Below are 25893 nucleotides of genomic sequence, written 5' to 3'. Positions count from 1 at the left end.
TTAATTCCTGTCTCGAAGAAATAAGCAGCCAATAACTTAAAGCTGCTTATTCCTATACTGATTATTATATAATCATCTTTTCGATCGGTACTACCAGGATACCCTGTGCACCGGCAGCTTTCAGATTTTCAATGATATCCCAGAAAGCATTCTCATTCAGTACGGAGTGCACGGAGCTCCAGCCTTCTTCTGCCAGTGGCAGAACGGTAGGGCTTTTCATACCCGGCAACAGGCTGATGATCTCCTGTAGTTTATCATTAGGAGCGTTCAGCAGTACGTACTTATTGTTTTTCGCTTTCTTTACAGACTGTATGCGGAACAGCAGTTTCTGTAACAGTGCTTCCTGCTCAGGTGTCAGGTTATCATTGCTGATGAGTGCTGCTTCAGATTTCAGGATCACTTCTACTTCCTTCAGACCGTTCATGAACAGGGTGGAACCGCTGCTTACCAGGTCACAGATAGCATCCGCCAGACCGATACCAGGGGCGATCTCCACAGAACCACTGATCTCGTGGATATCAGCAGTGATATTGTGTTGATTCAGGAAGTTTTGCAGGATAACCGGATAGCTGGTAGCGATACGCAGTTTATCCATATCCTTTACGCCGTTGTACTCCGCTGCTTTTGGTATTGCCAGGGAAAGACGGCATTTACCAAAGCCCAGTTTCTCTGCAATCTTCACAGGACGGGCTTTTTCAATGATCACGTTCTCACCTACGATACCGATATCTGCCACACCGTCTTCAACGTATTGCGGAATATCATCATCACGCAGGAAGAATACCTCCAGCGGAAAATTGCTGGCTTCTGTTTTCAGTTTATTAACACCGTTGTTGATGTCTATACCACATTCTTTCAACAGTTTGATGGAGTCGTCGTGTAAACGACCTGATTTCTGAATAGCAATTCTCAGTTTCATGTTTTTAACAATATTCCGGTGAAAACAAAAAAGGGGCTTACCATTTGGTAAGCCCCTGATTATGTTCTAATGTTTTTATTATTTAGTACATAAAATCATCCCAGCCTACCTGCGCGGTAAGAATGATGGTGATGATGTGTATGTACGTTAATGCTCATAGTTTGAAATAACGATGCGAAGGTAATAACTATTTTGAATAATCAAACTAATTTTTGCCTTATTGACCATTATTTTAATGTAAACCCTGCTGACTGTACATCCCTGCTATTTGTACCTACAAATACGGTAAAATCGCCCGGTTCTGCCTTCCAGCGCATATCCTTGTCATAGAACTTGAGGTCTTCCACGGAGAGTTCAAAGGTCACGGTCTTTGTCTCACCCTTTGCCAGGGAGATCTTTTTATAGCCTTTCAGCTCTTTTACCGGGCGGGTCACAGAGCCTACCAGGTCTCTTACATACAACTGTACCACTTCCTCTCCGTCAAAATTGCCATTATTAGTCACCGGGATGCTGATGTGCAATTTGTCTGTAGCAGCCATCTGCTGTTTGCTCAGTTTCAGGTCTCCATAGCTGAATGTAGTGTAGCTCAGCCCATATCCGAATGGAAACAGCGGGTCATTTTCCGTATCCAGGTACTTGGAAGAGTATTTATTATACGGGTTCATCGGACGGCCCGTGTTCTTATGGTTATAGTAGATAGGTATCTGCCCTACATTACGCGGGAAGCTCATGGTCAGCTTACCGGCAGGATTGTAGTCGCCAAACAGTACAGAGGCAATGGCATCACCGGCTTTTGTGCCCAGGAACCAGGTTTCCAGAATCGCCGGGATGTGAGCATTTTCCCATTCCAGTGTTATCGGACGGCCATTTGACAATACCAGGACTACCGGTTTACCGGTGGCATATACCGCCTTCAGCAGCTCCCGCTGGTTTTCCGGAATACTGATATTAGAACGGCTGGCAGCCTCTCCGGTCATACCCTGGGATTCTCCCAGTGACATTACCACGATATCAGACTTCCTGGCCAGTTCAACAGCCGCTGCCAGCATCTGCTGACGATTAGCAGTATCTGCTGCATCCAGCTTTAATTTCTGGGTGGCTCTTTTATAAAGGGTGGTGTCCTGGGTATAATGCGCTCCGGGCAGGTATTGCACGTTGGCGGATCTTTTCTTCAGGGCTTCCAGCAGGGTAACCGCTTTGGTATAGTCGCCTGCAGCTGACCAGTTGCCGATCATATCCCGCTGACTGTCAGCCAGTGGGCCGATCAGGGCGATTTTCGCCTCCTTCTTCAGGGGCAGCAGCTGGTTCTCGTTTTTCAGCAATACGATAGAGCGCTCTGCGATCTTCTGGGCAGCAGCCAGGTTTTCAGCAGACATAATCTCTTTTGCGGCTCTGACAGTATCGCAGTACCTGAAAGGGTCTTTGAACAGGCCCAGGTCATATTTAGCCGCCAGAATACGGTATACGGCGCTGTCAATTTCCTTCAGGGTCACCTTTTTGTCCTGGAGCAGCTTTTTCAGTTGTCCGGCAAAAATACCACCCTGCATATCCATATCGACGCCGGCATTCAGGGCAGCAGCACCTGCTTCATATTCGTCTTTTACGTTTCCGTGGGCAATCATTTCATTGATAGCGGTATAGTCTGTCACCACGAAGCCTTTAAAGCCCCAGTCTTTCCTCAGGAGGTCAGTCAGCAGCCATTTATTAGCTGTAGCCGGCGTACCGTCGATCTCATTAAAGGAAGTCATGGCAGTAGCTACACCAGCATCAATGGCGGCCTTATAAGGCGGCAGATAATACTGGTACATCTGCCGGCGGCTCATGTCTACCGTATTATAATCGCGGCCCGCTTCAATAGCACCATATAAAGCGAAGTGCTTTACACAGGCCAGGATGGTATTGTTAGCAGAGAGATCCGAACCCTGGTAGCCTTTTACCTTGGCTTTCGCCACCTGTACGCCATACCAGGTATCTTCTCCTACGCCTTCAGCTACACGGCCCCAGCGGGGGTCACGGGCGATGTCTACCATTGGGGAGTAAGTCCATTGTAAGCCATCGGCACTGGCTTCCTGTGCGGCGATACGGGCGCTCTGTTCCAGCAGAGCCATATCCCAGGTACAGGCTTCTCCCAATGGAATGGGGAAGATCGTTTTGTGTCCGTGGATAACATCATACCCGAATAACAGCGGTATTTTCAGTCTGGTATTCATGGCCATTTCCTGCAACTGGCGGGTATATTGCGGTGTATAGGCATTGAATATGGAGCCGCAAAGACCGGCTTCAACGTCTTTTTTATATCCCGGCTTCATAAATGGTCCGGTAACATCCATATCACTGGTGAGCAGGTTAAGCTGGCCTATTTTTTCGTCCAGCGTCATCCGCTTAATAAGACTATTCACGAAGGTCTGCTTAGGGGTTTGTGCCTTCACGCTGAGAGCTGCCAGTAGCAGGGTGGCTACGAGCAGGCGCTTCGGGTTCTTCATAACTGTGTCGTTTAGAGTTAAAGTGGGCTTAAAGGTAGGAAAAGTTTGGAATGGAGGTGTTCTTGTTCAGTTTGTTCATTATGGATGATATAAGGGGTGAGATGATACTGCACAGAAAATATGATGTAGTTTTGTATTACTACACTGCGAAATACTCCCTTAAATTATATGCATACAGACGGTCAGGTTACTGGCTGTGTTACTGTATTTTCTATATTTCTTAAATACATTTAAAACTATATAAAATGGACCATCAGACTTATTTAAAACTCAAAAAGGCGCTTATTCAAGAATCGCGGGAAGCTACCTGTAAACGCCTTCGAACACTTAAGATATTTTAGTTACTGATTTTGCATATTTCATAACATTTTTCAACATCTTAAACTCTATATAATGACACATCAAGCCTATCTAAGACTTAAAAATGCACTTATCCGGCAAATGCGTGAAGTTACTTCGTCCAGAGAAGCTGCTAGCCGCTTTATAGATGAAATGGGAATTAGAGATCTTCTCATACCCATGGATCCACCTATTAAAAAATCAACACCAAAAAAGAGGGCAAAACGTAACATTGACATAAAATAATACGCTTAGCTATTAAACACTTAAAATCTATTACTTAATTACACCACATTATTGTTTGACGTATATGAAACCCACCAAATATATCTATTCAGCAGACCCAGGTCTGGTTATCGGTTTCCATGGTTGTCCTAAAGAATTGAGGGATGATATTATCAATGGAAAAACATCGCTAAGTTCCAGTAATAATACCTGGGACTGGCTGGGCGATGGAATTTATTTCTGGCAGAATAATTATGAACGGGCGTATCACTACGCAAGTAATCCACCTCCTAATGTTAAAATCGATCATCCGGCAGTACTTGGCGCAGTTTTCAACTTAGGGAATTGTCTGGATTTCACTGATAAAAAGTACATAGACCTATTAAAAGTATCATTTAATATGTTACAAAAAACTGCACAAATGGAAAGAAATAAACTTCCAGAAAACATCAATCCGAGAGGAAATGAACAAACTAACGACAGAACACTTAGGAAACTGGATTGTAGAGTGATAAAAAATATACACACAATAGTGCAAAGAGAAAGAGACTTTCCTTTTGACTCTGTAAGAGGAGCATTCTTCGAAGGCAAAGAAGTCTACAAAAACTCCGGCTTCCTCGACAAAACCCATATCCAGATCTGCATCCGCAACCCCAACCTGATAAAAGGCTATTTCATCCCACGAAAAGAAGTCCTTTGGCCCAGTAACTAAAATCCCTTCACCACCACCCTGTTTAACCCCTTCCCACTATACACCTCCTTCCCATCCACAACAATCCTCAGCCCCTTCCCTTTTCCATATCTCTCCCCTGTCTTATCCCATCTCACACTCACCACCTTCCCATGATACGGCACACCCTCCAGGTAAAACCAATCCCACTTTCCTTGCGGAATCAACGGATACAATTCCAGCTTCCCATCCGCCCGGGGCTTCAACCCGATCAGATCATTAATCACCAGATCACAAAAACCAGAATGATTATAATAACTACTCCTTGGATCATCCCCTTTTAACCAGTAACCAGTACGCTCATCCTGGTATTCTCCGAGATAAGGTACACCGTTCTTCTGTTGGGAACGGGCATACACCAGTAGTGTATTGTAATAAACGGCTGGTGTCATTCCATCTTTATGCTTATAATGTGTCAGTAAGTTAGCCAGTCCTTTCAGCGTCTGTGTAGTAGCAAAGGGCCATATCGCGCCATCCCATTCACAACCACCACTACCATGAGAGCGAAACAGCGGATGCCTTCTTTCAGCAGTCGTTAATCCCCAGGGCGCATCGAACCCGCTGGTATCGGTCAACTGTTCCCAGGCAGCCGCATACTTAGACTTATCTGCCGGCAGGTCGAAATACCAGGGAATAAAACCGATCTGTTCACGCGCATTGGAAAAGCGGGTAGTTTCGCTGCCTTTAATGACCTGTCTTACTTTAAAGAAAGCAGCAGTATCATCCCAGAGCTGTGTTTGTACCAGATTGCGGATCTTTTTTGCATCAGCGGTATAACGCGTACGCAAAGTATCGTTAGCTGCCATCGTTGCTATCTTTGCGAGTGCATTGGCATTGCCATACATGTAACTGCTGATAGTGGGACGCGTATGTTTTTCCCTCCGTGCGCCACTGATAGATTCTTCCATGCCATCCTTTACATCAAATTGCCAGAACAGTCCATCAGGTAAGCGTTTTTCTCTCTCCCACAGCCGATAATCTTCATCCATAGCCGGCAGTAATACTTTTACAAAGCTGCTATCACCATCTACCAGGAAACGGTTGTATACCGCGTCAGCGGCCCAGCTGCTGAACTGATGAAAACGGGGAGCTTTCTGCTGTGCATCTTTCAGATACCAGTATTGTATGTATTGATCCAGGTAAGTGGTATTACGTAACCAGCGGCCTTCATACACGTGATGCCCAAAGGCGCAACTAAGCGCGTTAAACCTGCCGGCGTGTTTAACAGGGGTGATAAATTCAGTGAAGATAAAGCCATCAGGCGTTTCTTTCAGATGTTTACGGAAAGTCCACCATCTGTAATAGTATGTCTGCTCGATAGTACTATCCGGACAATCCAGTAAAGGTACGTTCGCTTTCAGCCAGTCAAAGGCATCTGCATTACTCACATAGTTTTTCACATATTCCGAGTCAAGACTATTAAACCGGTCCACGTACTTCTTCAGCACCGGTTCCAGTGTCATTGCCTTCCCGGAAGAAACATTCACCTGCTGCGCCAGTAAACGCAAAGGCAGGAACAGACAAACAGCGATAATTACTTTAACGGATCCCAATTGCCAAATACTTTAGTGAGTGTAATATCTTTTGCCGACTGCGCCGGTAACTGCCGGGACCAGGCCACACGCTTATCATGCGTTGCGCCGGCACCCGTATTATGATACTCAGCATATCTCGCAGTCAGTTCATTTTCTTTCTTATCCCAGTTATGCCAGCCCTGCGCTAGTATCTGCGGCCCCAGGATGCTGTTCATAAAGACAGTTGCTGCATAAGGTCTCCAGGGACGCCCCAGAAACACCTTTTTAGCGACGCTGTCTGCGGTTAATTTACAATGGTTGAATACAAACCCGTAAGGTTGCCGTTGTGTCGTAGAAGCGGCTGTAATGTAAGAATCTCTTTTACTGTGGATCGTACAGCCTTCAAACCATACCGTCGCAGCACCGAATATAAAATCGGTCGTGCCTTCTATGTAACAATCCTGGTAATACTGCCTGCTATCTTCTTTTCCGGCATATAAGGTATCCTGGTTGCCCAGCAACCTGCAATTACGGAACCGGCAACGATCCCCTTCCACATGAAGCGCAACTGCCTGTCCTACCGGACCCGCAGCATTTTCAAAAGTGAGGTTTTCGGCAATGATATCGTCTCCGGCTACCAATACAGTATAAGAGGTAAATGTGCCGAATTTATCCCTCCCGGATGCATCCTTCCCAGGATATACTTTTCCTGAATAATCTGCATTGGTAATGACCGTACTGTCCCTGTCCTCCCCCTGTAAGGTAATTGTACATTTCCAGCTGGGAATACATAGCTTTTCGTGATATATACCTTTACGGATAAAAATAGTCACCCGGAATAAAGTAAAATCCCTGACTGCATTCACCGCCTCCTGGATCGTCTTATAATCGCCTGTTCCATCCGCTGCCACTACCAGACGAGCACGGGGATCCTGTGCGCGCAGGGAGGCAGTTAAGAACAAAAAAAACGGAAACAAAATTATAAGAAAGCATTTCTTCATAACAAGGAATTTTATCGCACGTGGACAGTGACAAGCTAAAAAATTTCTCCTGCTTTTTGCAACTCCAGAAAGGCTTTATTTACGCAATCGTTACCGGAGGGCGCTTTCCTGGTTACCTCTTCGTATTATAACGTCATTACGCCGTTATTACGACCATATCTCTTCGTTCCGGAACGGATAGATACCGGTCTGATAACGGCATACCTTCGTTGTACATCGAAGAATCAACACTTATCATATTGAGAACCATCAACTTATCCCTTATTTGAACGTAGAAAACTCATAATCACCTGAACCTAAATACATTACAACCCTCTCTTTTTCGAAGGATAAATCCTGATTGTTCAGTGGCTTTCCATCTGCGGTTATACGCCCCTCCCTTTTAGCCGGCAGCTTAACAATCGCATTGCTATTAGGGGGAATACTGATACGAAACAACATCCCGCCATCTTTCTTCTCCCATTCACTACGCACAGTGCCGTAAGGGGTATTATAGGATGTTTTAACCCAGGTAATGTCACCCACTACCTCCGGACAGATCTGAAGCTGTTTATACCCTATTGAACCCGCCTGTTGCGTAATACCTCCTAATCCGGTGTAAAACCATTCCAACAGATGTCCCAACATCAGGTGATTATTAGACACCTGCTCCAGTGCGGCCCAGGATTCCGTCAAAGTAGTAGCCCCCTTCGCCAACTGAAAACCATACCCCGGCACATCACTCCGGTTATTCATCTCATACAGCAGATCAGACGCCCCTCCTTCCTGTAAAGCCTGTACCAGGAAGTGAAAGCCAATATCTCCGGCAGTCAGCTGATTACGCTGCTGACGAATGGAATCTACCATATTACTGAACACCGCCTGACGGTATTGTTCCTCAACCAGCCCCACGCACAACGGCATCGCCATAGCCGTCTGACTACCAGTTGAATATACCTTCGTTCCCGTATGGAAATATTCGCCGTTAAAGGTCGCTTTCACTTTATCTGCCTGCACCCGGAACGCCTTTGCCTCCGCTGTTTTCCCTAACAGATCAGCCATATTACCCGCCAGCACAAGATCATAGTAGTAAATCGCAGTAGCCGTGACGCCCTTAGGGGTAAGCTGCGCGACGCCCGGTCGCTGCGGACCATTATCAAACCAATCACCCAGACCATATGAGAGTATATTGTGTTGCGCTTTTGCACCCAGGTATGCCACATATTTTTTCACCATCGGATATGCATCACTGATGACAGTCTTATCTCCATACCAGCGATAGTGCAGCCAGGGTACGATCACACCTGCACTCCCCCATTCCGGTGAATCCCTGAACCCAAAACCATGATCATCAAAAAAGACAAATTCGGGTGCAATATCCGGCACCAGTCCCTCACCTGTCTGCGCTTCTTTCATATCACGGATCAGCTTACGATATAACAGGTCAATATCATAACTATACTGTATCGCATTACCCATCAGGTAATCCTGTTCCAGCCAGCTGAGTTTTTCCCGATGCGGACAATCCGTCAACACACTCTGCATATTGCTTTTAATCGCCCATAATATCAATGTATGGATACGATTGAATAAATCATTTGAACAGGAAAAGGTTCCATTCACCGGGGCCGCATTGCGGGTATGCAGCAATTCCAGTGAAATGATTTCTGGCACATCGCCTGTATGCACAGCGGTATCTGGCGCGGCTCCTTCCACCTGCACATAACGGAATCCATAATAAGAAAACCGCGGTTGCCAGGTTTCTATACCATCACCTTTTAAAGTATAACTAAAATAATACGGACTACCGGTCGCTTTCTGATTAGCCAACTGTTTATCATTGGTTAATTCTGCTGGTATCAGCTTTACCGTTTGCCCTTTCTTTCCTTTTATCTTCAAACCGATAATACCAGATGCATTCTGCCCGAAGTCATACATATACACAGCAGGTTGTGGCTGTGTAATACGCCGTACCGGCAGTACTTCCATCACTTTCACCGGATAATCTTCCTCCGGCAACAATCGTTTTTCTGTCGCCTTTACCACTATCGCCGGCTTCCACTCTGTATCATTGAATCCAGGCTGATCCCATCCTGATTGTTCTTTTCCGGCATCATAATCTTCACCTCCATAGATGCTGGTAAAAGTTATGGGAGAAGCACTTGTTCTCCAGTCTGTACCCGAAACAATATTCGTTGTCTTTCCATTCTCATACGTGATCAGCAACCTGCAGATCATTCTCGGCATACCATACACAACCGACAACTTGCGGTACCGTTCTTTATTCACATTAAAGAATCCATTACCCACAATCACGCCCAATGCATTCTCACCTGCCTGCAGCACATTGGTCAGATCGTATGTATTATACAACGCTGTTTCGTCATAATGCGTCCAACCCGGCGCCAGGAAATTATCTCCCAGCCGCACACCATTCAGACTCGCTTCATACTGTCCCAGTCCGCTGATATACAACAATGCACTTTTCACCTTCCCCTGTACGCTGAACGCCTTCCGGAATAAAGGCACGATAGTCCGTTGTCTCGCTTTATGTTTCTGGTAAAACTTATCCGTACCATTATGCACACCTGGTACCACCCGCATGGAATCTACCACATCCTCATACCCTATCCATTTGGCGCCTTTCCAGTCGGCGGGGCCATTGAGGGCATTTATAAAACTGGCGACTTCACTCCATCCGGAAGGTCTCCCTGCTTTATCCCATACCTGCACACGCCAGTAATAAGTATGAGCGGGTAACAAGGTTATACCAGCAAAGGCGGCCGGTAATGTCAAAAAAGGATCCGCGCTTTCAACATGCTTACCTGTATGCTTCTTACTATTGAGTGTAGTACTATCATCAGAAAATTGCAGCTGATATGCCTGTTGTACGCAATTATTATACGAGGCTGACAACTGCCAGCTTAAACGGGGCGACAGCTGGCATCCAAGGGGATTCGTCTTATTATCCGTTCTCAGATGCACCACCTGTAATTGCTGTCCCCAGGTTTGCAGCGATAAAAAAAGCAGCCATATGCCCATGCATTGCTTCATATGATCTTTTTATTTGGCAGTAGCGATAATCTTCATTGTTGTTGCTGGCAGACCTGCACCTTGCACCGTTAAGTGGATATCCCCGGCCTGTTTGTCTGCTTTCACAATCACCTGACATTTACCTCTCCAGGCTTTCCGCTGTAACTGCTGACAACTCTCTGTACTCATAGGATTGGCATTCCCAACACCGACAATAGTACCTGGTCCGCTAATACTGAATTGTAATAACCGGGCAGCATCAGGAGAAATATTACCATCCGCATCTGTCAGTGTAATTGTTACATAACTCAGATCCTGCCCGTCTGCATGGACCTGTTGCCTGTCTGCCGACAACTTGATAGCAGTAGTCTTACCTGCAGTCTGCAACACTACTTCTTTTGATTTCTTTTTACCATTATACCCGATAACACTGAGTTTTCCAGGGGAATACGGCGCCTGCCATACCACCATAAACTTATTTTCTCTGCCTGCTTTTTTACGACCAAGCGATTTTCCATTCAGGAATAATTCTGCTTCCTCATAAGAAGTATAAGCCGTTACGTCCAATGGTTTACCTTCATATCCTTCCCAGTTCCAGCTATCTCTCGCATCATGCCATTCCCATTGACTCCATTCTATTTTATGTGTATTGGTATCAAAAGAAGGTACAGGTGGTTTTACAAACAGTGACAGCTGTTCCGGCATCCACAATGCGTCTCTGTAATAAGACTGCGGACGTTTCCATCCACAGACATCGATATCACCACAATAGGCCAGATTCCATGGATAAAAACTTTGTTGCTGTGGATATCCCAACCAGCCGATGCTGGCCTCTCCTATATAGTCAAAAGCCGTCCATACGAAATCGCCGATTACCCATGGATGATCTACTACTTCCATCCAGTAGTCTGCTGCTTCGATGGCAAAGGATTCTGTCGCCATCATCACGCGTTGGGGAACCCTTTCATGATCTTTTACATATTGCGTACGGGCATAGTTATACCCTGCGATATCCAGTGTGGAAAGGAATGCATCTTTATCAGGCGCAATACCATTTACACCACAGGTAATAAAACGTGTTATATCGATGCTGCGAATATGATCGCGCAACATACGCGCTACCTTTGCCACCTCAGGTTTTTCCCGATGCGGGATTTCATTACCGGTACTCCACATTACAATAGCAGGATGATTCCGGTCACGATACAACATACTCTCGATATCCCGCTGCCACCATTCTTCGAAATACAAGTGATAATCTTCCGGATTCTTACCATCATTCCAGATATCAAACGCCTCGTCTATCACCAGCATCCCCAGTCTGTCACAGGCATCCAGGAAAGCGGGTGATGGTGGATTATGTGAACAACGGATCGCGTTATAACCACTGGATTTCAGTAGTTCCACTTTCCTTTCTTCTGCCCTGTCATATGCTTTAGCTCCCAGCGGACCGTTATCATGGTGAACACAACCGCCTTTGAGTTTGATCGTTTTACCATTCAGCTGAAACCCATTTTGTGCATCTGCTGTAATCGTACGGATACCAAAAGGAGTCGTCACACTATCCTTCAACACATTATCCACATATACATAGGAAACCGCAGTGTATAATACAGGAGAAGTAAGATCCCATAACAAGGGGGATGGTACAATGAATGATTGTTGCAATGCACTATCCTTTCCGGCGCCGATCAGCTGCTGCCCTTTATTCGCTGCCACTATTTTACCTTTTGCATCTAACACGCGTGTTAATAAAGTAGCTGTAACAGCTGTCGCTGTATTATTGTTCACACGCGTTGTTATGTTCACGGTAGCACGCTGTTTATTCACATCGGGTGTAGTAATAAAAGTACCCCACTGCGCTACATGCACCGGCTCAAGCACATTCATCCATACATGTCTGTATATGCCCGAACCCGCATACCAGCGACTATTCTCCCCTTCATTCCTTACTTTGACAGTCAGTATATTTTCTCTGTCATAGCGCACATAGGGTGTAATATCATACCAGAAAGAGGTGTATCCATAAGGATGTTTTCCCAGCTTCTTACCATTGATCCACAACTGCGCATTCATATATACACCATCAAACTGTATCACGATACGTTTGCCCTTATCAGTCAACTGTACATTGAAATGCTTACGGTACCAACCTGTACCACCCGTCGTAAAACCGCCACTCACCTGACTCAATGCACCTTTACTGAAAGGCGACTGCGTACCTGGTAAATCTTCAATACTCCAGTCGTGCGGTAAGGATACCTTACGCCAGTCTGTATCCTTAAACAAAGTATCTTCTGCTCCCTGTGCAGCACCCCGCCAGAATAACCAGTTGTCATCAAATGACTGTACACGCTGCGCTTTTACCGATATACAACAGCTACAAACAAGAAAAACTATCAACAAACAACGCATGATCTATTTAGCTTTTATGAAATGAAGTGTACTTTTTCCAAGGTCTTTAGATGTGGCTACCGCAATACCCCGCTGGTCTTTCTGATTCACCGCGCAGTAGTAATGATATACCACTCCTTTATATTTGATCACAAATGATTTATGTGCAAAACGACCATCATAATCTTCTGTAGAATTGATCAGGTCCGGGCCATTCCAATCGCTCCAATGCACCAGATCATATGAACAGGCGAAACGGTTAAAGGCAGTAGGCCGGTTCTTCCAGAAAGCGCCGAAATAAAACATGATCCACATATTGTCCATACGTTGTATCACCGCATCGCCGGTGATACCTGTAAAGTGATCCAGTACAGGATCTTTACCATATCTGCTCCAATGTTCCATATCGTCTGAGACTGCCATACCGATACGTTCTTTTCCCCGTTTAGGTTTCAGACTATCCCCCTTTGCATTGTAATACATCACAAAAGGATGTGCGGTGGTATTCGTCTGATCCCAGATGACAGAACTCTTGTAAATAGTATTATTCTCCCACCAGCCTGCGTTACTGTCTGTCGCCATCAAGGCAGGTTTATCTAATCTTTTCCACTCATGCGCCCGGGTAATACGTTTGCGGGTATTGGCAATACCCAAAGACAATAAGCCCTGTTCATAGCCATGCTGCGCACCACCGATATAACTCATCCAGTGTTTCCCTTTGTAGGAGTACCACTTATAATTACCTCCCCATACATGATCCTGTAAAGAGATATAACCTGCACGCTGATTGACATCCCAGGTAGTAGAACTATCTGCAAATGACATCATTTTGCCTTTGGTCTTCCAGTGTAACAGGTCCTTACTTTCTGCCAGCCAGGTTTCATAACCGCGACCTTCATTATAGATGATATACACCATGTACCACTTGCGGCCTTTCCTGAAAATACTCGGACAATCCAGCTTCTTGCTATCATCTGCAGGCACCATCACCATTCCGTATTTATAAGGCGTTTTTATCTCCTGGTAAACCTGCTGCATAACTGATTGCGCCACTTCTCCACCTGCCGTCACACGTTCCTGTTGCAATACAACAGGTCCGAGTAAACCAGCTTCCTGTAATGGCGTCTTATCCAGTTTTAAAGGCGCTGTTGTACGGGTGATACGTTTATCCACAGGCAATGCAGTATCGCCAATCAGACGATTCGCCCAGGTATTTGTCACAGCTACTTCCAGTTCATTGTCTCCTTCACGAATAGCAGTGGTAATATCGACTTTATATGGAGGCGTCCAGGTGATACCACAATCAAGCCCATTTACCTTTACAGCTGCCAGATTAGCCACCTTGCCCAGATCCAGGAATACACGGGAGATAGTATCCTGTTTCCGCCTGTTCCAGTTGAAAGTCTTTCTATAATACGCGGTACCGGAATAATACCGGATCTGGTCATTATCATCTTTACTCCAGTCCTTCAGTTCATTGAATACCACGGGAGCTGAAGGGCCGCCAACCGCACTGTCAAAACTGACTTTCCAGTCATTATTCAGGGTATTAATTGTATTGAATGCTGGCCAGTTAGGCGCATGATGCATGGATGACTGCGGAGTAGGTTTGCGGAAAATAACAAACAATGAACCACTGGCAGGCAGTTGTAAAGACAGTTCTGTACGACCAGCAACTATTTGCCAGTCCGTTGCTGTACGTTGTTCACCGGTAACGGCATCCCATATTTCAGGCAGTTTACCACTGACACGGAAGGACAGTTGAATGGTACGCGCTATCTCCTGTTGATTGGAGATAAAGTAAATATCATAATCAGGTGCAGTACGATGTGTCCATGCAATGCCATTGGCCCTGTTACCACTCGTTTCCTTCACCAGCAGATCAGGCATTAACCCTAATGCAGCAAAAGAGGTATTGCGCCATGGTCCCTGCAATACATCTTTTCCTTGCAATACAATCATACTGTCAGGGGCTTCCAGTGATCTTAACGGACCATTCACCATCACCGTTCCTCCCTGGGACACTAATCTTCTGAGATGAAAGACCGTCTCACGGGATAACAGATTTCCTTCCGGCGACATGGCCATTACACCGGGCAATATTAACAGCCTGTACACAGCGCCTCCCGGCAATACAATGTTGCCATCTTTAACAGTAGCCAGTCTTAGTAAGGCATCTTTGTTGAATGAGTCATAGTGATATCCCTGTAGGGCATCTACCCAGTTAACTGGATCTGTGATATTTGCAGATGCGGTAACGCCTAGAGGCATTTCTCTTAAAGGACCGCCTGTGTTGGCCATCCGCTGTGATTCAAAAGCCAGCAGACTATCACCAAACAATCCCGGCAATATATTTACCAGCCGTTCCGGTAATATCGCTCTGCGAGGGATCTCTTCTCCTGTAAATACAGCAATATCTGCAACCGGTCTTCCCTGTTGCAATAAAGCCTGACACCGCTGTGCATAAGTAACCCAGGCCTTTCCTGGTTTCCACCAGGTCTGATTACGTTGAAAATATAACCCGATACCATCCAGCGTCATTCCCGGTTGCCTGTCCGTCCAGGGATTATGTGCGAAAACATGATACACCAGTTTGTTAATACCCAGCGCATAATTGCGGTCTGCGAGTGACTTCAGCATACCCGGATGTTCATCCCAGCGCATCCGTAGTTCTGTAAACGCTTCTGCCTGTATAACCTGTTTGCCATAAATATGCGCACCGGAAATAGCATCCAGCATATCATTGGGTTTATCATGCGTCGGACTCCGCAGCCAGTATTCGCCCATAGGTATATCGGCGGACTGATAATGCTGCATACCGTCTCCCGGCATCACAGGCGCTACACTTTCAGCTGTAAACAGACAGCCATGTGTGTGAGCCAATGCCGTCAATGTATCATAAAAGTTTTGTTGTACAAGTTCTGTGATCGTAGCTCTCACATCATGTAAAAAGGTCTCGGCAGTTTGTGCGTTTTGTACCGGATAACCTGCCATTGCCGGTAGATAACGTAACAGGTCATATCCACGTCGACGGCGGAATTCATCACGAAAACCGGCTGACCAGTTCTGACTGCCACATTCCCAGCTATCCACATGAAATACTTTCAATACAGTATCCGCCAGTGCATGACCTATTTTACGTCTCGCCTCTCCAAACCAGTGATCAAACTGTACTCGTACAGCGGCACTGCTGAATTTATCACATTCCAGTCCGCTACCTGCGCCACCAGTTGCATTGGTATGTCCGGTAGAGGTATGACCGATACGCAATATCGTCCAGTTACCGGCAGGCGCTTTCCAATGCAGACGTCCGCCAGCATCGAGTTGCTGCGTGAGATCAATAATTTTATTCAGGGGAATACAATCTTTCTCTGGCAATTGTGCTGTCGTGGTATACGGACTGATACGCCATACAGCACCACTCTTGCCCTCAAACTGATGAATACGCGGCTGATCAGATAAGAGGATACCTGCCACCTTCAGACTTTGTTTCCATTTCGCCGCATCCAGGTCTTCTGACCCTGGTTCTGCACCTTCTTTATCATAATAAAAACGGAAGTAACGGGCAGTGACGGGTGTAATTGCATGTGTCACCGGAGCATCGGTATCCTGCCAACCATGGCGAGGTGCTTCCAGTTTACCCGCAGGGCGAAAATCCACACCATTGTCACTTACGGCAATACGCAGGCGATGCGACTGGTAATTGTTACCATTTGTGTTGATCGTGATCGCATAGCAGGTAAAGGGTTTTTCATAAGCATATTGGATCCAGCAGGGATCCTGACTGCGAAAACTTTCCTTACTACCCGGCAGTGCCAGGAATTGAGCGGCTACACCCGGCAGACTGGTCGTCACCACTGGTGTTTGTGGCTGCGGAGCTACCGAAGGAAATGCCAGTACGGCTATATCGCGATAGTATTTTTCATTGACAGGTGGCTGGGATAGTATCTCATTAAAGTCAGTCCCTCCTTTAACAGCTGTAGCTGACCATACCACTTTCTGCATAGACTGGGCGGGTGTGATCCAGGGACCTCCTGCAAGCGCAAATCCGTCACTAAAATGCATCCCCAGCTGTAAGCCAAGACGGGCAGCTTCACTATGTGCAAAGCGCACCATTTCCCACCAGGCAGGACTTAACTGCTCTACAGGTGGATTGATATAAGGCGGATTGGCTTTCCCCTTGATCGGCATCAGGTATGCACCGCCAATACCTGCTTCTTTCATTGCTTCCAGATCGGCTGTAATACCCTCCTTTGATATACTGGCATGCATCCAGTACCAGAATACCCAGGGTTTGGCCATAGCAGGCGGCTGCCAGAACAGACTGTCCAGATTTTGCGCCTTGCCGGCATATACACTTATCAGCAATATGATCAGTAAGCAATACTTTTTCATAACTATTTATCAGAGGACTGTGCTAATGGAACTTTTTCCAGCTTGGAATAACAACAAGATAAGGTCAGTGGTCACTGGAATACAGATTTCAGATAAGCCGCATTGGCACTGAAATTCTTCTTTACATTACGAGGGTCATTGGCATCACGGGAACGCTCAATCACCAGCCATCCGCTCCAGCGCATTTTATCCAATGTCTTTTTTACTTCCTTCATATTGATACGCGTATTGTTCTGCAACCATACGCCATCTGTATCCGTACAATGGATCTGGCAGATACGCTTTGCACCCAGCGTCTTCAATTCATCTGTCAGGTTACGGCCTGCCTGCAATGCGTTGGAGAAATTGAAATAACTTTTGACAGCAGATGATCCCACTTCATCGAGTAACTGTGCTTCTTCTGCTGCGGGTAAGGCTGTCTCTAAACCAATCACCACACCTGCTTTTTCTGCCTGGACAGCCACTGTTTTCAAACGTTGTATGATAACAGGACGCAGCTCCGGACGTTTCACCAGATCGCCGGTAACACCCAAAGGAAGAAAAGCAATCTTCACTTTCATTGCTACCATCGTATCGATACAATCCTGCACCATCTTTTCGTATTCAGGTCGTTCCGCAAATGATTGTGCATAAAAACCGGACATGGCAATAGAACTGATCGCTACATTCAGCTCCCTGGAGGTATCCAGGAATTGTTTTATTACTGCAGGATCAGACAGTTTGCTGTCAAAGGTGGGCCGGTTACCCAGTCCACCCATATCCACTTCCACACCATCTGCACCAATATCCTTGGTCAACTGAAAAGCACCGAGCTTCTGCCTTTTCAGGATCATCCAGTCACATACTGCAATGCGATAACGCGGTTCTTTTTTTACCGCCGCCAGCAATATATCAGGCAATAACAGGCTGCCTGCCAGCAAGGCGGCATTGCCAATGAACTGTCTTCTGCTTGTTGTTGCTGTCATGGCCATTGCTCGTTTTTTATAGGTTTCAGTTCCAGCGCCCGCGGATCGATCTTCACATGTTTGATACGCTGTCTGCGCCAGGTGTATACAATATGTACATAACCGTCTGCGGTCTGTATCACGGAAGGATAAGAATATTGACTCACCGGAGAATCTTCCAGTACCAGTGCCGCGGACCAGTGTATACCATCCTCAGAGATCGCAACATTTAATGGTGTACGCGCACCTTTGGATTTTCCTTTTGGTGTTTTTACATGGTTATACACAATCAGCTGACGACCATCTTTCAGTGTCACTGCATCAGTACCGGAGTTATTGTTAGGCAATTCAGTGGCTGACATGGGCGACCAGGTACGGCCATTGTCGGTTGACCATGACTGTACGACGGAGCCTTCCTTACTACGACACAGTATCTGTAGTTTCCCTTTACCATATGTCAGAATACTTGGCTGAATGGTATTGAATGTCTTACCGTCATTGATCGGCCCTCTCATGGTCCAGGTCTTACCATTATCAGGGGTACATTCAAAATGTACTTTCCAGCCACTGCCTTCTGTACTGGACGGACAAAGCAATTCACCGTTGTCCAGCAGCACAGGCTTGTTCTTTACCGGACCAAGGAAACCTTCCGGTAAGGCTTTGGCGGCAGACCATGTCCTTCCGCCATCATTGGAAGTACGCATCCAACCTACCCAGGTAGCGACCTTTGTACCTGTTTTATAGTATAAGTGTAATTCACCACCAGGCACCTGGTATAATACCGGATTCCAGCAGGCTACCCGCAAAGTATCTGACAGTATACCATTTGCTACTTCTACCGGAGCAGTCCATGTATTACCTTCCTTTCGACTGACCCATATACCTACATCTGGGTTTCTTTCTTTTGTGCCTCCAAACCAGGCAGCCACCAGACCGTCACTTGTCTCTGCAATAGTAGCCGCATGACTTTCCGGGAAAGGCGCATCCATAAAAATATATTCATCTTCTACGATGCCTTTCTTCCAGGGTTGTTGCAGGTCGGAGCTGAATGTATAATCACCTGAACCGATTTTAAATACCGCCTTACCATCTTCCATCCGCAGGAAGCTGATATCCTTATTCCCGGAAACCGGCATTCCACTTTCTTTCACCGCACTGATCGCATATGCAGGCACATAAATGGTAGCTGTCGTATTCGCAGGGATACTGATATTCCAGCTGAATTGATTCACGGCTTTTCTCCAGCTGCTACGCACCATGCCATGTATTGAATGAAAAGAGGCATTCGCATAGTCCATACCTGGTACCAGCGAAGGACGCATGATCAGGTGACTAAATGCAGGTCCGTCGCTTTTAATACCGGCAATATCTTCATACAGCCATATCAACAGATCGCCCAGTAACATGACGTGGTTATGCGAATTCATCGCCGGATTGGCGGTATTGCCATTCCAGAGCTCCCATATCGTTGTAGCGCCATTTGCAACCATATAACCCCATCCGGGATAATCCCTGTCGGCAGCAATGAGATATGCAAGATCAGGACGGCCAGCAGCTGTTAAGCCACGCATGAGCCATTGCGTACCGATCACACCTGTGCTGATATGCCCACCATATTTCAACAGCGTACTGTCAGCAATGTGCGTGAATACCTGTTTACGATCAGCAGCAGGCACCATGTCAAAAGACAAAGGCAGGAGATTGGCGGTTACGGTATTGTTACCATAATAGCTATTGTGGAAGAAACGCTTGTTGAAAGCTGTTTTTATAAGCTCAGCGGAGGCTTTGAAAGCAGCTGCATCCTGCTGTTGATCCAACAAGCTGGCAAAACGACTCATCATCTGCAGATAACGATAGTAATAAGCGGTGGATAACAATGTCCCTTCCGTAATACGGGAAGAATCCTTTGAATGAATCAGCTGCTTAGATTCCGGCGGTACGCACCAATCACCGTATTTATCTTTGGTCATAATACCGTCTACCAGGTATTTTGAACACATATAATCCAGCCAGCGCTTCATGGAAGCATAGTGCTTTCTGATGGGTTGCAGATCACCATACTGATGATACAGCATATCAGCAATCATCAGGTAGGTACCCGGCCAGGTCATATTATCCGAATAATAGTTCCAGTAAGCCGGCGCTACATCCGGAATGGCTCCGGCGGCAGTCTGCGACTGTTCTATGTCATCTAACCATTTAGCATACAACTTTGCATTATCAAACAGAAAACTTTCTCCATAAGCACCCGTTGGACGATCCCCCAGCCAGGGCATCCGTTCATTTCTCTGCGGACAATCTATTGGCATCCCTTTATAGTTACCGATGATACCCCAGTAAGCGTTTTTATAAATACTATTGATCGTTGGATCAGCCGTTTCAAAGGTGCCTGTAGCACTGAGATCATCACTGATGACCTGTCCTTCAAGATCAGCTATGTCCAGTTTACCAGGATAACCGCTGATCTCTGCATAGCGGAAGCCGTGATACACAAATGAAGGCGACCAGGTTTCGGCTCCTTTACCCTTCAGGGTATAGACATCCGTTACTTTCGCATCACGCAAGTTATCCACATATAATGCGGTATCATTTTTCAGGGTTTCTGCAAAACGTAGTACCACCTGTTGCCCTTGTCGGCCATTGACCTTCATGTGCAACCACCCTACCATATTCTGCCCCATATCCACGATATACACACCTGCTGATTTTTCTCTAACAGATACAGGAGCCAGTTTCTTTACGATACGCATCGGTTCATTCATCTGTGCCTGTAACGCACCTGCTGGTGCAGGCACAATTGCCGCAGCTAACCATTGCTGGTCATTAAACCCTTGCTTATTCCATCCCGGCATTTCTTTATTCGCGTCATACTCTTCCCCATCATATTCGTTGTTGGTACGCACAGGACCATCCGCAGTCAGTTTCCATTTTTCATCACTGATGATGGTTTCTTTTTTACCATCTGCATATTCAAGTTCGAGTTGCAGCAATAAACGTGGATAACCAAATGTGGTGATCTTATGTGGCTTATAATTCTGACGCATCATGAAATACCTGCCATTCCCCAATACCGTTCCTATCACATTTTCTCCCTGTTGTACAGCGGTGGTAACGTCATAAGTATTGTACTTTACCGACTTTCTGTAGTCTGTAGGCGCTTGTGACAATACAGCCGAACCGGTTCGTTGTCCATTGATGTATAACTCATATAGTCCGAGTCCGGCGATATACACCGTAGCTCTTTTTACCGGTTGTTTTACAGGAAAGGACTTCCGGTAATACCTGGCAGACAAACGGGAGAATTTCGATTGCGCACTGTCCCAGGGGAACGCCTTATCCACACCTATCCAACGGGCTTTCCAATCCGTCGTTTGCAACAGACCCATACTCCATTCATTCACCTCGCTCCACTCAGTAGCACCGGTATTTGTCCACACACGCACCCGCCAGTAACAATGCTGCCGGCTTTCTAATGTATTTCCCTCATAAGGAATATGAATACTGGTACCGGCGCTTACTTTACCACTGTTCCAGAGATCTGCCTCATCGGCCAATAGCTTCTCCCGTGTAGCAGCCACCTGGATCTGATAAGCGACCTGCATCACATTACGGCCGCTGGCATTGATTTCCCAGCTAAAGCGGGGATGTGTGACATCAATACCCTGTGGGTTGACCAACATCTCACAACGGAGATTGGCAAGCGATACAGGGGCAGCAGCTCTTAATGACTGCATGTATCCGAGAAAGAATAGTATGTAGAGATAAAAGCGCATTACAATGGTGATGTTTTGAGAGACCTGATATAGAATTTAGCCGTATGTGCTTCCTGTTCACCAGCCTGTTCCAGATCATACTCCTGATCTGCAGGTGTATCTGCATCCGGGAAATGTCTTGGCTCACCCGTGCGGAATACAATTCTTTCCACTTTATCCACAGGCGCAAACAAAAGACTGTTCAGTACATCTTTTCCGTTTACATTGATCGTATAGAAACGATTCGTTGTGTTAATATTCAGGCGTATGTTATACACACTATCCGGTGCATATTTCATAAAGTGCTTAAAGCGTGCACCGGCCTTTGCTTTGAATACACTATCCGCATCAAATACCAGTCTGATACCTGCTGTACCTTTCCCATCCTGCAACTCTATCTGTAACATCCCAAAGTTGTTTTGTGCAGGTGTTAACGTAAAAGCGACTTCCAGTTTTTGCGAAGCCGGAAATAAACGTTCCGCTTTAGCATAGTCAAAAGGGTCTTTGTCTTCCAGGATCAGCTGTTGCTCCTTAGCAGGTGTATTACCAAGTGTTACAGGCGCCCAACGCGGACTATAAATATTCCAGCAGTTCAATGCCTTATCAGCAGTTAATGAAGGAAATACTTCATCCACATGTGCAGGCGCTTGATCTGTAACCGGCACCGGTATCTTTGATATCCAGATATCTTCTTTATTCATGCTGTAGGTGACCCACAGATTACTATCCGCTGGTACTCCGTTCCCTTCTTCAATCCCTCTTACGTACTGCGGACCATAAGACTTATAATTACCGCCATAACGCATAGGTGTAATCTCTCCATTTACCAGCAATAGATTGGTATAGTCAATACCGTCCTCGCTTACTGATAATGCCAGTGGCCAACGATATTCTGAAGGGTTATACACAGTAGCAAATCGCCCGTCACTGGTGCGTTGCCCCCAGATCTTTGCATTGGCATTTACAAAACCAGGAGCCCGTGCCACCGTACTCCAGGTACGACCTTCATCCTTGCTCATGGCAGTTAAGGCATTTTTCCACAGTCCGACCACCTTACCATCCTTCAGGTGATAATAACAGAATGCTTTGTATTGTTTCTGTAGAGGAATCAATAGATCGTCCCTGTCAGCCTCTTCATTCCACTGCTGCATCATCAGCGGAGTAGCCAGCAGTTCGTTACAGGCTGCAACAAACGCCTTGTCTTTACTGCTGGTGTAAAACGGATACATGGTGTTATTCTTGTTCCATTTCTTTGTATAACGGATAAAATAGATAGGACCGAATTTGCCATCCGGCAATATTTCCCTGACTACCCTTCCGATACCATTCCCATCATTCGGATCATCTTTTGCATCCAGGCAGATACCATAAAAACCTAATGCCAGCAACTTGTTGTTCTTAGCTACATAGAATCCCATACGCTGGTGCATGACTGCGAATAAGTCTTTGGCTACACCCGGGTTTCCTTGTTTGGTAGTACCATCCGGAATTTTATAGGGAGGGAATAATACGACCGGCTTATCCCAGTGATAACCATCGGTAGATGATAATAGCAGGGTTTGTCCCGGAGGGATGCTTTCTCCTACTTTATCACTCAGGTATTCCACATAAAAGCGCTTATTCCAGTAGGCAAGCATAGGCGCATGATTGTAGGTCCAGCCCATATCATCTCCAAGTGCAGGATGCTCCCTGTTGGCCCGCATAATCTGTATATTATGCACACCCATTACCGGACGTAATTGTCCGTGGTGATAATCCACATTCACCAGTGTATTACCCGTATAGCGGATGCTTTCCTGTGCAGTAACTGTCAGTGATGCCAATAACAAACATATCATTGCGGTGATCCTCATAATCGTCATTTGAGCTTATCCAATATTTTACGGCGGACTTTAAACACGGTACCATGTTTATGTCCTTCAGGTATTACGATGCTGGCATTGATATCTCTGAACGTATGGAAGTCGGTAGTAGCAACAGCCCCATAGCGTTTATTGCCATAATCATCGTAGTAGATCAACCAGTCCTTTCCGGCTTTTAACACGGTAGGCCCTTCTGTCAGTTTTCCGGTAAATGGTACAGATACCTCCTGATAAGGACCTAAAGGATGTTTAGCAAAAGCCACTTTCAGATCTCTTTCATTACGGGTATTATCCTTCAACACCAGTGTGTATGCCTGAGGTCTTGTTTGTACGATCACAGCATCTATCACACTAAAACCCGGATCGAGGAATAACTTAGCCCGGGAGAATGTTTTAAAGTCTTTGGTAGTCGTGTAATACATCCTGTGGTTATTATCCTCCGCTTCAATTCCTTTTTCAAAACGTCCTGGTATACAGGATGCCCAGATAATGATGAACTGCTTTTCCACATCGTCATAGAACAACTCGGGCGCCCAGACATTTACAGTTAGCGGCTCGTGTTCCATTACAGGAATAAACTGCTGCGGCGTCCAGTGTTGCAGATCCTTTGAAGATGCATAACCGAATCCTTTATCCCCTTTCCAGCTGCTCGTCCATACCAGGTGGAAAGTACCATCAGGTCCTTTCACCATGCTGGGATCGCGCATGATCTTATCTTTTCCCGTCCGGGGATGCAGGAAACTGCCACGAAGGCTATCCCATTTATAGCCATCGTAACTATACAGGAAATGCAAACCATCTTTGCCGGGTTCATGAAAAGAAGTGAACATGTACACTTCTTTGTTACTACGGCAGGCCGCAAGCAGAATAATCGATATATAGAGAGCAAATCGTTTCATGTTGTACACAACAGCACTATTTAACACTATCCATTACCAGCACCCAGTCATTTCCTTCTTTCTCTTCACCTGGCGGATCAAATACCACCGTTCCCTTCTCATTGGGATATGTGCCGATCTCTTTTGTTTCACCATTTCTGGGATCATACCAGGCGGCTTTTACGCGGCGACCAGCGATATGTCCCATATTTACGGAAATGTTCCTGCCCGTATAGGTATAGATAAATGCATAGTCTTTTCCACGGGTAGCCAGCAAATGCTGATAGCCTTTACCATTGTCCGCCACCAGTGACTGATCAGGTACGCGCGTTGCATAGTTGCGGGAACAGATCAGCTTTTCCAGGTATTGCATCTGTCCTGCGCCCGGAGCATTAATGGCATCTTTCCAGTATTCACGTACGCCATATACCCCTTTTCCGTCTGTCTGCTTATGCATCTGCATCACTGCATTGTGCCCATAAGTATATCCACAGGCTCCGGCGAATACAGACCAGTAGCCATAACGACGTACGTCGCTGTCTTTCCAGAAGGGCTCTGCCGGATCGTGCAAGCCTTGTGGAATACCTTCATAAGAAGGCTCTCCGTCAATGACAGGTTTTACCGGTTTTCTATTATAGTCGACCGCTACATATTTCCAGTTGTCTTCTCCGTATGCTTTATCACCTTTGGTGGTGTCCTGATCATATCGTCTGTGCCCTGACTGAAACATATTAAACGCCAGCCAGGAGCTGTTATGAAACCAGTCGGAGGATTGTGTGCGTCCACGGGGATGGAAAGTCACCAGGTGTCCGGGATCTTGTTTATGCAGGGTATTTCCGATCGCCATCCACACATTCATGGAATCACTGCCTTTGATATCACCGCCATTCATCCAGATGATATTAGGATACTTTTTATACCGGCTGGCAAGGAAAGAAGCGTAAGTCACTGCATCCTTTTCTTTTACCAGTCCGGTCTTTACCGGACTACCCCATACCGGTACCAGGGCCAGGTATAATCCTTTCTCCGCTGCTTTCGCGACTACAAAATCTACATGGTCCCAATAGTCATATTGTGTGGGATCTGTTGGCTGATTACCCTTTGTTGTCAATGGTTTACCTACATTGGTTCCCACCAGTGCAGAGTCGCCATAAATATTAGCAGCAGTTACTGCAGGTAATACCATCACCTGAATAACATTAAAGCCCTGCTGTTTACGGTTATCGAGATACTGTTCTGTCTCTTCGCGGGTGAGTCTGGTGAAGAGCAACCAACCGGTATCACCTAACCAGAAAAAGGGTTTACCATCACTGGTTTCAAAATACCTCCCGTTGGCAGCAACCTTTAGAGGTGATAATTGCCGCTGTTGTGCATGGGTCAATGTTGTAAAACAAAGTAACAGACAGCACGAGATCATCGCAATACAATTCCTGTTCAGCATAGTA

14 protein-coding genes are annotated in these 25893 nt (G+C 46.1%); 2 read left to right on the top strand and 12 right to left on the bottom strand.

Translation table 11 applies throughout. The features are described 5' to 3' along the window. Positions 1 to 64: 64 nt before the first annotated feature. Positions 65 to 919 carry an ATP phosphoribosyltransferase gene (gene hisG, locus CPIN_RS09145; protein ID WP_012789489.1) on the bottom strand — a complete coding sequence of 285 codons (855 nt, stop codon included), beginning with the start codon at positions 917 to 919 and terminating at the stop codon, positions 65 to 67. Positions 920 to 1146: 227 nt separating this feature from the next. Continuing rightward, on the bottom strand, positions 1147 to 3402 hold the full coding sequence (gene bglX, locus CPIN_RS09140; protein WP_012789488.1) for a beta-glucosidase BglX: 2256 nt from the start codon (positions 3400 to 3402) through the stop codon (positions 1147 to 1149). Positions 3403 to 3795: 393 nt separating this feature from the next. On the opposite strand from bglX, the gene CPIN_RS09135 reads away from it, so the two are divergent. Together CPIN_RS09135 and CPIN_RS09130 are read left to right on the top strand one after the other, a co-directional pair. Further along, on the top strand, positions 3796 to 3987 hold the full coding sequence (locus CPIN_RS09135) for a hypothetical protein (RefSeq protein ID WP_012789487.1): 192 nt from the start codon (positions 3796 to 3798) through the stop codon (positions 3985 to 3987). A gap of 64 nt (positions 3988 to 4051) precedes the next feature. Beyond that, positions 4052 to 4678, top strand: a complete 627-nt coding sequence (locus tag CPIN_RS09130) for a hypothetical protein (protein ID WP_012789486.1) — start codon at positions 4052 to 4054, stop codon at positions 4676 to 4678. Here the strand turns inward: CPIN_RS09130 and CPIN_RS09125 are convergent. The 10 genes from CPIN_RS09125 to CPIN_RS09080 form a co-directional block, all read right to left on the bottom strand. Further along, the gene (locus CPIN_RS09125; protein ID WP_012789485.1) at positions 4675 to 6249 is read right to left on the bottom strand and encodes an MGH1-like glycoside hydrolase domain-containing protein; all 1575 of its coding nucleotides are present in this window, start codon (positions 6247 to 6249) and stop codon (positions 4675 to 4677) included. The genes CPIN_RS09130 and CPIN_RS09125 overlap by 4 nt on opposite strands. After that, positions 6231 to 7172, bottom strand: coding sequence for a pectinesterase family protein (locus CPIN_RS09120; RefSeq protein ID WP_245552096.1), 942 nt, complete (start codon positions 7170 to 7172; stop codon positions 6231 to 6233). Before CPIN_RS09120 ends, CPIN_RS09125 begins: the two co-directional genes overlap by 19 nt. A gap of 300 nt (positions 7173 to 7472) precedes the next feature. Continuing rightward, on the bottom strand, positions 7473 to 10244 hold the full coding sequence (locus CPIN_RS09115) for a family 78 glycoside hydrolase catalytic domain (protein WP_012789483.1): 2772 nt from the start codon (positions 10242 to 10244) through the stop codon (positions 7473 to 7475). 9 nt (positions 10245 to 10253) lie between these two features. Further along, the gene (locus CPIN_RS09110; RefSeq protein WP_012789482.1) at positions 10254 to 12638 is read right to left on the bottom strand and encodes a glycoside hydrolase family 2 TIM barrel-domain containing protein; all 2385 of its coding nucleotides are present in this window, start codon (positions 12636 to 12638) and stop codon (positions 10254 to 10256) included. A 3-nt stretch (positions 12639 to 12641) separates the two neighbouring features. After that, complete coding sequence (locus CPIN_RS09105) at positions 12642 to 17012, bottom strand: glycosyl hydrolase (protein ID WP_012789481.1); 4371 nt, start codon at positions 17010 to 17012, stop codon at positions 12642 to 12644. Positions 17013 to 17083: 71 nt separating this feature from the next. Further along, positions 17084 to 17977 carry a sugar phosphate isomerase/epimerase family protein gene (locus CPIN_RS09100; protein ID WP_044221158.1) on the bottom strand — a complete coding sequence of 298 codons (894 nt, stop codon included), beginning with the start codon at positions 17975 to 17977 and terminating at the stop codon, positions 17084 to 17086. Then, positions 17974 to 21729 (bottom strand): family 78 glycoside hydrolase catalytic domain, encoded by a 3756-nt coding sequence (locus CPIN_RS09095; protein WP_012789479.1) that lies wholly within the window; start codon positions 21727 to 21729, stop codon positions 17974 to 17976. Before CPIN_RS09095 ends, CPIN_RS09100 begins: the two co-directional genes overlap by 4 nt. Next, positions 21729 to 23561, bottom strand: coding sequence for an exo-alpha-sialidase (locus CPIN_RS09090; RefSeq protein ID WP_222838191.1), 1833 nt, complete (start codon positions 23559 to 23561; stop codon positions 21729 to 21731). The genes CPIN_RS09095 and CPIN_RS09090 overlap by 1 nt, the downstream gene beginning before the upstream one ends. A 5-nt stretch (positions 23562 to 23566) precedes the next feature. Continuing rightward, a complete protein-coding gene (locus CPIN_RS09085; RefSeq protein ID WP_012789477.1) occupies positions 23567 to 24469 on the bottom strand; it encodes a glycoside hydrolase family 43 protein in 903 nt (300 codons plus the stop codon). A gap of 16 nt (positions 24470 to 24485) precedes the next feature. Then, the gene (locus CPIN_RS09080; protein ID WP_012789476.1) at positions 24486 to 25889 is read right to left on the bottom strand and encodes a glycoside hydrolase family 140 protein; all 1404 of its coding nucleotides are present in this window, start codon (positions 25887 to 25889) and stop codon (positions 24486 to 24488) included. Positions 25890 to 25893: the final 4 nt, after the last annotated feature.

It is taken from the genome of Chitinophaga pinensis DSM 2588, from assembly GCF_000024005.1.
Lineage (GTDB): Bacteria > Bacteroidota > Bacteroidia > Chitinophagales > Chitinophagaceae > Chitinophaga > Chitinophaga pinensis.
This window is presented reverse-complemented; position numbering and strand designations above follow the sequence as displayed.

Bases quoted from the DNA above. Each gene is read 5' to 3' on its own strand.
- hisG (WP_012789489.1), bottom strand. From the start codon at position 919: ATGAAACTGAGAATTGCTATTCAGAAATCAGGTCGTTTACACGACGAC.
- bglX (WP_012789488.1), bottom strand. From the start codon at position 3,402: ATGAAGAACCCGAAGCGCCTGCTCGTAGCCACCCTGCTACTGGCAGCT.
- CPIN_RS09135 (WP_012789487.1), top strand. From the start codon at position 3,796: ATGACACATCAAGCCTATCTAAGACTTAAAAATGCACTTATCCGGCAA.
- CPIN_RS09130 (WP_012789486.1), top strand. From the start codon at position 4,052: ATGAAACCCACCAAATATATCTATTCAGCAGACCCAGGTCTGGTTATC.
- CPIN_RS09115 (WP_012789483.1), bottom strand. From the start codon at position 10,244: ATGAAGCAATGCATGGGCATATGGCTGCTTTTTTTATCGCTGCAAACC.
- CPIN_RS09110 (WP_012789482.1), bottom strand. From the start codon at position 12,638: ATGCGTTGTTTGTTGATAGTTTTTCTTGTTTGTAGCTGTTGTATATCG.
- CPIN_RS09105 (WP_012789481.1), bottom strand. From the start codon at position 17,012: ATGAAAAAGTATTGCTTACTGATCATATTGCTGATAAGTGTATATGCC.
- CPIN_RS09100 (WP_044221158.1), bottom strand. From the start codon at position 17,977: ATGACAGCAACAACAAGCAGAAGACAGTTCATTGGCAATGCCGCCTTG.
- CPIN_RS09095 (WP_012789479.1), bottom strand. From the start codon at position 21,729: ATGCGCTTTTATCTCTACATACTATTCTTTCTCGGATACATGCAGTCA.
- CPIN_RS09090 (WP_222838191.1), bottom strand. From the start codon at position 23,561: ATGAGGATCACCGCAATGATATGTTTGTTATTGGCATCACTGACAGTT.
- CPIN_RS09085 (WP_012789477.1), bottom strand. From the start codon at position 24,469: ATGAAACGATTTGCTCTCTATATATCGATTATTCTGCTTGCGGCCTGC.
- CPIN_RS09080 (WP_012789476.1), bottom strand. From the start codon at position 25,889: ATGCTGAACAGGAATTGTATTGCGATGATCTCGTGCTGTCTGTTACTT.